This window comes from Nostoc sp. CHAB 5715 (genome assembly GCF_020829685.1).
Taxonomy (GTDB): domain Bacteria; phylum Cyanobacteriota; class Cyanobacteriia; order Cyanobacteriales; family Nostocaceae; genus Nostoc.
The window spans coordinates 1-8,549 of the sequence record NZ_JAIVFR010000228.1 but is presented as its reverse complement, the minus strand read 5'-3'; the positions used below and the strand labels follow the sequence as shown (position 1 = coordinate 8,549).

The window sequence follows — 8,549 nt, the reverse complement described above, 5'->3', positions numbered from 1 at the left end:
AAACTTCCATTCAATTTTAACGCTCTCAAAAATAAGCTGACAACGTTGGTGAAAATTTTCATCTTCTGCTCTCTTTTGCGCTTTGTGTTCTTCTGTCCACTGGATGTGGGGGAAAATTCTTCCTCGGCGTGTTGTTCGACTAGATTGTGCTTCGGTCATGGTTCTCATTTTTCTTTTCAAGCAATATCTATTATTTTCCTGCATCCAGGGCATTTACAGCTATTTTCTTCTTAAATAGACCACGCGGTAAGGGCACAGCAGTGCTGTGCCCCTACGACAGATGTGGTTCAAATACATGATTTCTGCTGTAACACGGAATGGTAGGTTAAAATTGAATGGAAGTTTTCAAGGGGATTTTCATGCAACAAGTGACCCTAGCTGAAGCCTCTGAACATCTGGCTCAATTCATTGATGCAGCTCTTAAAGGTGAGGAGATTGTCATTCTCAAAGACAAGCAACCTGTTGTTAAACTCACACCAATAGAGCCAGTCAAACGCCGTCCTGCTAAGGCTGGTAGTGGCAAAGGGTTGATATGGATGTCAGATGATTTTGATGAACCTTTGGAAGATTTTAAAGAATATATGGAATGAGATTCTTGCTGGACACGCATACTTTTATTTGGTTTGTTACCGATAGCCCTAAACTCAGCCTTTCAGCAAAAGCACTAATTGAAGACGAGTACAACGAAAAGTTGTTCAGCACTGCCAGTATTTGGGAAATGGCAATTAAACATAGTCTCGGCAAGTTGAGATTTGATTTACCACTTCAAACATTTGTGAAACAGCAAATCACACAAAACAGTATGGATTTGCTGAGTATCGAATTGGATCATCTTGCGGTTGTTGCCACCATGCCATTGCATCATCGAGATCCATTTGACCGATTGTTGATTGCCCAAGCGATGGTAGAACAAGTACCCATCTTGGGAATGGACTCGGCTTTTGATGCATACTCAATTCAAAGACTTTGGTAGATTTTCCCTTTTTTCATAGTCTTTTGTTGAAAACAAAAGACATTCTTGTTGTTGCCGTAATTCCAACACAAACTGATGATAATTCAGCAATTGGCTGCGATGTCCGACACTGATGTAAGTGATTGATGTTTCTTGTAACTTTTGGTATAAACTGGCTGCGGTTTCTTCATCAAGAGCGCTTGTTGCTTCGTCAAGAATGGCATAACTTGGTTCACTCAATAGCAGTCGGGCAAAGGCAAGTCTCTGTTGTTCTCCCAAAGATAACACCCATGACCAATCAACAAAGGCATCTAGCCCACCGTAACGGTCGGCTAAATCTGGTAGATGAACCTGATGGAGGGTTTGCAAAAGGGTTTCTTTAGCGATCGCTTTTTCTGTATGGGGATAAAGTAACTGTTGGCCCAGAGTTCCCCAAGGCATATAGGGACGTTGGGGAAGAAACAGTATGCGGTCTGGGGCTGGTCTTGCGATCGTACCTTCTCCTTCTACCCAAAATCCAGCAATAGCACGCAATAGGGAGGTTTTACCCACCCCACTTGCTCCCACGATCAGTAATGATTGACCAGGTAATATTGTTATGGATAAATCTTGAATTAGCTTGGTTTGGCGATCGGGAAGTTGTAGCGTCAAATGGTTAACGGCAATGTACGTCTCTTCGATCAACTGAATTCCCGAATCTGGCTGGAAGGATGTGATCTTTTCTATCTTAGTTGTAAGTTCGGTCAGGCGTCTAATTCCTGCTGTCAAGGCACTGAGTTGATCGAACTGGGTAATAATTAGTCCTAGCGCAAATCCCACTCGCTCAAAGGCTGCTTGAGATTGTGTGACAGCCCCCAATTCTAGTTCACCGTCAAAAATTCGGGGTGCTAAAATGATAAAAGGCAAAATAAATGTTAAATATTGATAACCGTTTTGAAAAACGTTTAAGTTGAATTGCCAGCGAATCAGACGATTGATATTAGCAAACACGCGCCCAAATCGCTGTTTCATTTGTGCTGATTCCTCTGCTTGTCCTTCATAAAAGGCGATCGCTTCTGCATTGTCTCGAATCCGCACTAAACCATAGCGAAAATCGGCTTCTCGCTTCAGTTGCTCTAAGTTAATTCCAACTAATGCTCGTCCAAACACTAGTGTTGTAATTAATGTACCTACAACTGCATACGCCAGCAGAGTTATCATCAAAATGGGAGAAATAAACCACAGTACACCAATAAAACCAATTAATTGTACTAGGGAATCCAGACACATAACTAATACGAGAATTAGTCGTTGCGTGACATTTTTAACATCTTCAGCCATGCGCTGATCGGGATTATCAACCTCAGAAAAAGCCTGTAAATGGTAAAATGATTGTTTGGTAAAATATTGATTCAGATAGTAAGATGTTAGGCATTTTCGCCAATCAAGGCTAAGTTTTCCTTGGATGTAGTTTTTCCCAGAAATAAATATAATATTCACAATTATAATACTGAAGAAAAAACCAATGGCCTGCTGAAATCGATTAACATTATGCTGTGCTAGAGATGAAGTCAATTCTCCTCTTTGTAATGTTTCAAAAATTACGAATGTGCTGCTTCCCAAGGAGAAAGCTACTAGGAGTAGTAACTGGAAAATTACACCCCAACGTAGCTGGTTAAACCAGTAAGGTTGAATAATTTGCCGAAATTGCTGCCAGATTTGAAAATTTAGCATTTTTAAGTACTCAAGCAGAATTAATTACAAGAAAGGCAGAAGGCACTTATGTTAGGAGTATCAATTAAAACTTGCATTTCCTGGGTCTAAAGCTCAGTATTTACTGATAATTATACTGATATTGCTTACAATAAGGTATAATATCATGCTAGATTTCATATTTAGTCAAAAGCGAGCAAAGCGCACAATCCCAAACCTTTGCGATTGCTTCATTCCACTTCGTTGCATTCGCAATGACATAGCGATGCTAAAATTTTAAAATTAGAGGAATACCGATCGCTCGCCCATCTAATATACTTCTGTGCATATAATTGTCAAAGGTCAACTGTAGACATGGGGAAATTCCCTGCTCAACTTGCACTACTCCATTCTCTACTAGCAGTGCTAAAGGTTGAGTTAGAGGGTAAGTATGAGTAACAGTTGCCTCTATTCCTGTTATTTTTCTCAGCCCTAGTGGATGAGACACAAATTGTTTTTGGAAGTTGGAAAAGTTTTTTAATAAAGTTGGTAAGGCGATCGCATCGGGAATAAGAAAGCATAAAGGTTCAGTTTGGGTGACTAAATTATCACTGGAAAAACTTAACAGTAGTTCTGTCTTTTCGGGTTGCGATCGCCGAAATTCATCCTCCTGCAACGATGATGTAGTGCCAGACTGCTGGTGCAGGGCAATGCCAAAGGGAGATATTTGCGTTTGTTGCCAATGCGATCGCCCTAAAAAGTCTATGTTTGTGCGGACAGCATAGATTTCAGCGGCGACTTCATCTTCAACCCAAATAAATTCTAGATAAAAGTTCTCAAAAAAGAGAATCTGTGAGGCTGTGCCTCGTTCCACCTGTTGCACCGGAGAACTGGCAAATATCAACCCTGCTTGCTCAAAGAACTCAACTTTAGGTGCATCCTCAACACAAATAAAAATGTGGTCAACTTCTAGCAAGGAATTATTTGTTGAAATTAGCAACTGAGTTTTCATACACAAATTCACACCGATGAATAAAACAAAACACGCACATCCTAAAATTCAGTTAAAACCTTGAATAAACTGAGGTCGAGGAGTTACTTCTTAACTCCCACTTAGAACTCATTTTCATCTAGCTAAATAGCAAACTTAAGTTAGTATCATTTATTGCTAGCTCTATCTACGAGATGGAGATTTCTTTTCAGCAATAGTGACTGAAATTGATGCTTTTTTGAAAAAAATTATTGTAATTAATTAAACAAGGCCGTAAAGAAGACAAAAACCACCTCAGCATTTTTAACAGGTATGATAATTAGCAATTATTCTCAATTAACTAATTAATGAGGACATTTTGTCAAGTCCTTAGATTGAAAGCATAAGGATATTTTGGGGGTTATTCTCCAGCAATTTGCTAAAAACTGCATAAAAAATTTAATTTTCCCTGATATCTGATTAGGCTTTTTTGAAAAAAGTTTAAATCTTACCAGCTACCAAACACTCAGCTTTTGTTGTAAATCTAATTTTAAGATTTTCCTACTTTTAAAATAAAATGAATAATATAGTGTATCGAGTGCAGGAAGTCTATAGCTACAACTAAGTGAGATTATGCTCACGATTTTGTGTATGTTCTATCTGTAATCCAAAATAGCTGAGTTCTTCGCCAATGGATCTGGAAATTCACAATGGTAAAATCAAGTAACAAGGATACAAAAGATACAATTATTACTCGTTTTGATTACGAACTTCTCACACCAGAGCAGCGGACGTTAGTTGAGCAGCGCACAACAGAAATCCGAGAGCAGCTACGGCGGACTGCCCAAGACATTTGGGAAATTGGACAAAGATTGGCAGAAGTGCGTTCTAAATTGAAGCATGGACAATTTGATACTTGGTTGAAAGCAGAATTTGGTTGGAGCCGTCGAACAGCATACAACTTTATTAATGTGTATGAAACCTTTAGCAACCGTGCAAATCTTGCACAAATTGATATTGCTACCTCCGCTTTGTATCTACTTGCTGCACCCTCCACACCCCAAAAACTGCGGGAGCAGTATTTAGAAGAAGCAAAAACTGGTAAGCGCATCACTCACAAAGATTTAGTCCAAACTATTAAACATCAGCAAGAAGAAAAATCTGACTCGATAACTACATCAGAAGAGGCAATAAAGCCGGAATTTATCGCCATTGTGCCAAAATCCATCCAAAAAGACAATTCTCCATCCCCAGTAATTGAGGTTTCTGTCACTCATGTAGAGACAACATCTGAAGCTACTGTTAAAAGCCAATTTCGTTGGTGGCAATTAGGACAGCAACACCTGTTATTTCACGGTGATACAGCTTCACCAGAGTTTTTTGCTAAAATTCCTCCAGTCACTCTAGCTGTTGCTGTGACTTCTGACGACTGGGATCATGATTGGCTGATTGAGGAAGCAGCAACAGTAATCATTCTCCAACCCTTTACCTTGCAAACAAATACCCTTGAGCAATTAGTTACCATGTTTTCGCAACCAGGAGACTTAGTAGTGTTTCCCTGGCTGCCTCAAGAAGATATGATTGCGATCGCTCATCATCTAGGGCGGCGAGTAGTTGCTGGAGATCCGTCGCTAGAATTGTGCCAACGGGCAATTGTCGCATCAGGGTTGAGTGTTCAAGAAGTTTGAGAATGGGGCATGGGGCATGGGGCATTGGGCATGGGGAATGGGGCATGGGGCATGGGGCATGGGGCATGGGGAATGGGGCATGGGGCATTGGGAATAGGAATTAGGAATTACGAATTTTTAATAGATGATCTATGCTGTACTGGTTGACGGTAGTTAGGGGTACATCATCTCCAGATTTGCGTTTAGTAGTGACTGTTCCCGTCAATTTAACGGTGGCTTCGTATGCACCTCGGTGGCTATTATTACTACTTGTGTAATCAATCTGTACTTTTGCCCAGGTTGCTTGCTCATTCCATCTTGCAAGCACAAGTTTTAATTTTGGAGATGGAACACGTTTAAATATACCTTTAAGGAGCGATCGCACAATCCCACCTTCATCTTGTGCTACAATACGCCCACTTTTGGGATAATTCAGCCAATCCCAGCCTAACTGCATCCAAATTTCTCTCTCGGCAATTTGCTCAAATTTCCCCAAACCTGTCCAGCCACGATAGAAAGGTTGCAACTGCGAAACATCACCCTGTCGATAAATCAGACAATCCAAAACATCCGCTTTCAGGTGTCCCCAAATTTGACCGGTGGGAAAATCAATCAACGTCGGCGCAAACTGGTGTCCACCAAAATGATTAGTTTGCCACACCCGCAGACTGTCTGATTCTGTTGCATACTTTTGGTGTAAAAGTTGGTAAAAAGGATAGCCAAACCGCCCACAAGCTAAGTCATAATTGGCGTGGGTACAAACCAGAATTTCTCGAATGTGGTCTGTTGGCTGACGATAAGTTTGAAAATTGGGTAAATTTTGCGGCTGAAATAACAAAGCTTTTGCTAAAAGAGCAACCTGAGTTAGGGGAAGTAAATATTCCTGCTTGGTATACTGAGCAAATAGCTGGGCTGGACGCTGATAATAAAAGACTCTGATCCATTCTGGATGAGTATAAGCCTTGTCAGGAGCGATCGCTAACAGCCGACCTTTGAAATACCGCATCGGGTTAGACGCTAACTGTTCCACAACTTGAAGCAACGGCTGAAATTCCGGCTTTTCTTGCCAAAGTTCAGCCTTCCAGGGACGCGGTACTTCTACAAGCAACCATTCATCCACAGTACCTGCGGTGCCAATTGGATCTTCACCATTAGCTTGAGAAACCACCGAACAGTAACGACAATCCATTAAACTTCTTACCTTTACGACGCCAGTTGCTTCTCCTGTCAAAGACGCTGCGCGAACAAGTCGGCAGAGCCGCAAGGGCGCACTGGCTTGCCTTTGCGTGAGCCTTTCACTCCGTCACAACTTCCCTTCTCAACCAATAAATAGCAACTGCCGCAGTAATACTATATAACCCAATCAAAATCAAGATTGAAAACTCTTCAAAAGGGAATTCCAGCCCCATACCTTCCCCTAACCAGAAAGTTCCCAAGGAACTGAGCATAATTCCAGCACCAAGCTTGATTAACACCTCTGGCAGTTTGACCAAATATTGATGTAAAGCGACCACTGTAACTAGCGACAATAATAGCGCCAGTCCTGTAGCAGCGATCGCTTCATACCAAGCACTAGAAGCTAATCCCAGTGTAATCACAATTACACCCACCTCCAAAGCCTCTAGAGCAGCACTTTTGGTCATAATCAAAAAATTCAACTTACTAAATCCTGGCGATTGTTGATCTAAAGCAATACCTTCTTTTTCCAGAACATTCTCACTAACCCAACCTGCTCGCCGTCTTGCTGCGAGTCGGCGCACAGATTTATTCACCCATCTCCAACCAAACCACAGCAGAAGCAAACCAATGATGATTTGCAATGGTTGCAGAGGTAGAAACTGTAATCCTGTGCCAAGAGCGATCGCTCCTAGTAATACCACAACTAAACCTGTAAACGCACCCCAAATCGCTTCACGGGCATAACCAGAGCTACCAATAGCATAGGCGATCGCTACAACTTCTAAAAATTCAATGCCCGTGCTGCCTAGTGCAGCTAGGAAAATACTCCAATTCATCGAATCTCCTTGAAACACAGTAACAATCTAGTAGTATAAGGGCGATTGCTAATAATTATGCACTAGTATGTGGTATTATTAGATAAATTTGCAGCATTCAACAATCCCTCTGCTCTACAAATTGAGGTTACTTCAAATATGGAATGGATTGATGCTGTCTTCGGCTTTCTTAAATATGTGCTGAAGGCATTTTTGATATATGGTGTTTTTATTTTGATTGAACGGTTGCGTCCAGTGGAGCCAAATCAGCCGTTTCGTGATATTATTTTTAACTTGAAATGGTACGTTGTCTATACTTTATTTGCATTTTTGCTGAATGCGATCGGGATTGGAGCATTAGTCGAAATAACTCGGCATTGGCTGGGCGGCCCTTATTTAACTTTACCAGAACCCAGGAATGGGATAGAAACAATCCTTGGGATAGTTTTTTATTTTCTGATTGTTGACTTCTTTTATTATTGGTTGCATCGATTTCAACATACCAATTCCTTTTTGTGGTCAGAACATAAATTTCACCACAGTGACGTTTCCTTAAATGTCACAAGTACTCGGCGGGTACATTGGCTAGAAGAACCATTGATTCTCTTGTTTATTCTCATTCCGATGAGTTTATTGTTTCGCATAGAACCAATAGCCGTAGGATTGTTGACGTTTATTGAAATTATTTGGTTACAATTTATCCATTTAAATTTACGTTTAGAATTAGGTTTTTTCACACCAATTATAGTTGGACCACAACACCATAGAATTCATCATTCATTTCAGCCAGAACATATAGATAAGAATTTTGCTTTATTTTTCCCGATTTGGGATATTATTTTTGGTTCATACCACAGGGCGCGAAAAGGTGAATTTCCAGCAACAGGATTAACTACTGGTGAAAACTACAATAATCTTTGGGATGCTAATCTTTTGCCCTTTCGAGAATGGTTTGGGCAACGCTATTTGGGATTACTAAAAAAGAAGTTAAGTCAGAAAAAACTATTGCGGTAATCCTATACAGCGATTTTCAGGTAAATGAACCACATTGTTTTTATCTCACGCACGAGGCAAGAGAGGCGCTCCAGAGAAATACAAGAGTGTGGTCGAAATAGATGAAAACTGCTGTAATTTACAGCAAAACAACCTTCACTTTGACATTAAAGGCTCTTTAGCTAAGAAATAATCGTAGGTAAAGAGACATATAATTACAATACCGTTGCCTAAACCATTCTCGAAAGGGCAAAAGATTAGCATCCCAAAGATTATTGTAGTTTTCACCAGTAGTTAATCCT

Annotated in this window: 8 protein-coding genes; 4 read left to right on the top strand and 4 right to left on the bottom strand. The window is 40.6% G+C overall.

Features of this window, described 5'->3' with window-relative positions; translation table 11 throughout:
• Window positions 1-359 precede the first annotated feature (359 nt).
• Together LC574_RS14455 and LC574_RS14450 are read left to right on the top strand one after the other, a co-directional pair.
• A complete protein-coding gene (locus tag LC574_RS14455) occupies window positions 360-590 on the top strand; it encodes a type II toxin-antitoxin system Phd/YefM family antitoxin (protein ID WP_229454164.1) in 231 nt (76 codons plus the stop codon).
• Entirely contained in the window at window positions 587-973 is a 387-nt protein-coding gene (locus LC574_RS14450) for a type II toxin-antitoxin system VapC family toxin (RefSeq protein ID WP_229454163.1), read from the top strand. Before LC574_RS14455 ends, LC574_RS14450 begins: the two co-directional genes overlap by 4 nt.
• Here the strand turns inward: LC574_RS14450 and LC574_RS14445 are convergent.
• Complete coding sequence (locus LC574_RS14445; protein ID WP_229454162.1) at window positions 953-2,665, bottom strand: ABC transporter ATP-binding protein/permease; 1,713 nt, start codon at window positions 2,663-2,665, stop codon at window positions 953-955. The two genes, LC574_RS14450 and LC574_RS14445, sit on opposite strands and share 21 nt — an antisense overlap.
• 247 nt (window positions 2,666-2,912) lie before the next feature.
• Window positions 2,913-3,635, bottom strand: coding sequence for a VOC family protein (locus LC574_RS14440; RefSeq protein ID WP_229454161.1), 723 nt, complete (start codon window positions 3,633-3,635; stop codon window positions 2,913-2,915).
• Window positions 3,636-4,303: 668 nt separating this feature from the next.
• Between LC574_RS14440 and LC574_RS14435 the strand changes: the two genes are divergently transcribed.
• The gene (locus LC574_RS14435) at window positions 4,304-5,281 is read left to right on the top strand and encodes a DUF3102 domain-containing protein (protein ID WP_229454160.1); all 978 of its coding nucleotides are present in this window, start codon (window positions 4,304-4,306) and stop codon (window positions 5,279-5,281) included.
• Between the two features lie 100 nt (window positions 5,282-5,381).
• Here the strand turns inward: LC574_RS14435 and LC574_RS14430 are convergent, their stop codons facing one another.
• Window positions 5,382-6,449 carry a sucrase ferredoxin gene (locus tag LC574_RS14430; RefSeq protein ID WP_229454159.1) on the bottom strand — a complete coding sequence of 356 codons (1,068 nt, stop codon included), beginning with the start codon at window positions 6,447-6,449 and terminating at the stop codon, window positions 5,382-5,384.
• A gap of 106 nt (window positions 6,450-6,555) precedes the next feature.
• Window positions 6,556-7,275: a COG4280 domain-containing protein gene (locus LC574_RS14425; protein WP_229454158.1), complete on the bottom strand. Its 720-nt coding sequence runs from the start codon at window positions 7,273-7,275 to the stop codon at window positions 6,556-6,558.
• 69 nt (window positions 7,276-7,344) lie between these two features.
• Between LC574_RS14425 and LC574_RS14420 the strand changes: the two genes are divergently transcribed.
• Complete coding sequence (locus LC574_RS14420) at window positions 7,345-8,268, top strand: sterol desaturase family protein (protein WP_229454157.1); 924 nt, start codon at window positions 7,345-7,347, stop codon at window positions 8,266-8,268.
• Window positions 8,269-8,549: the final 281 nt, after the last annotated feature.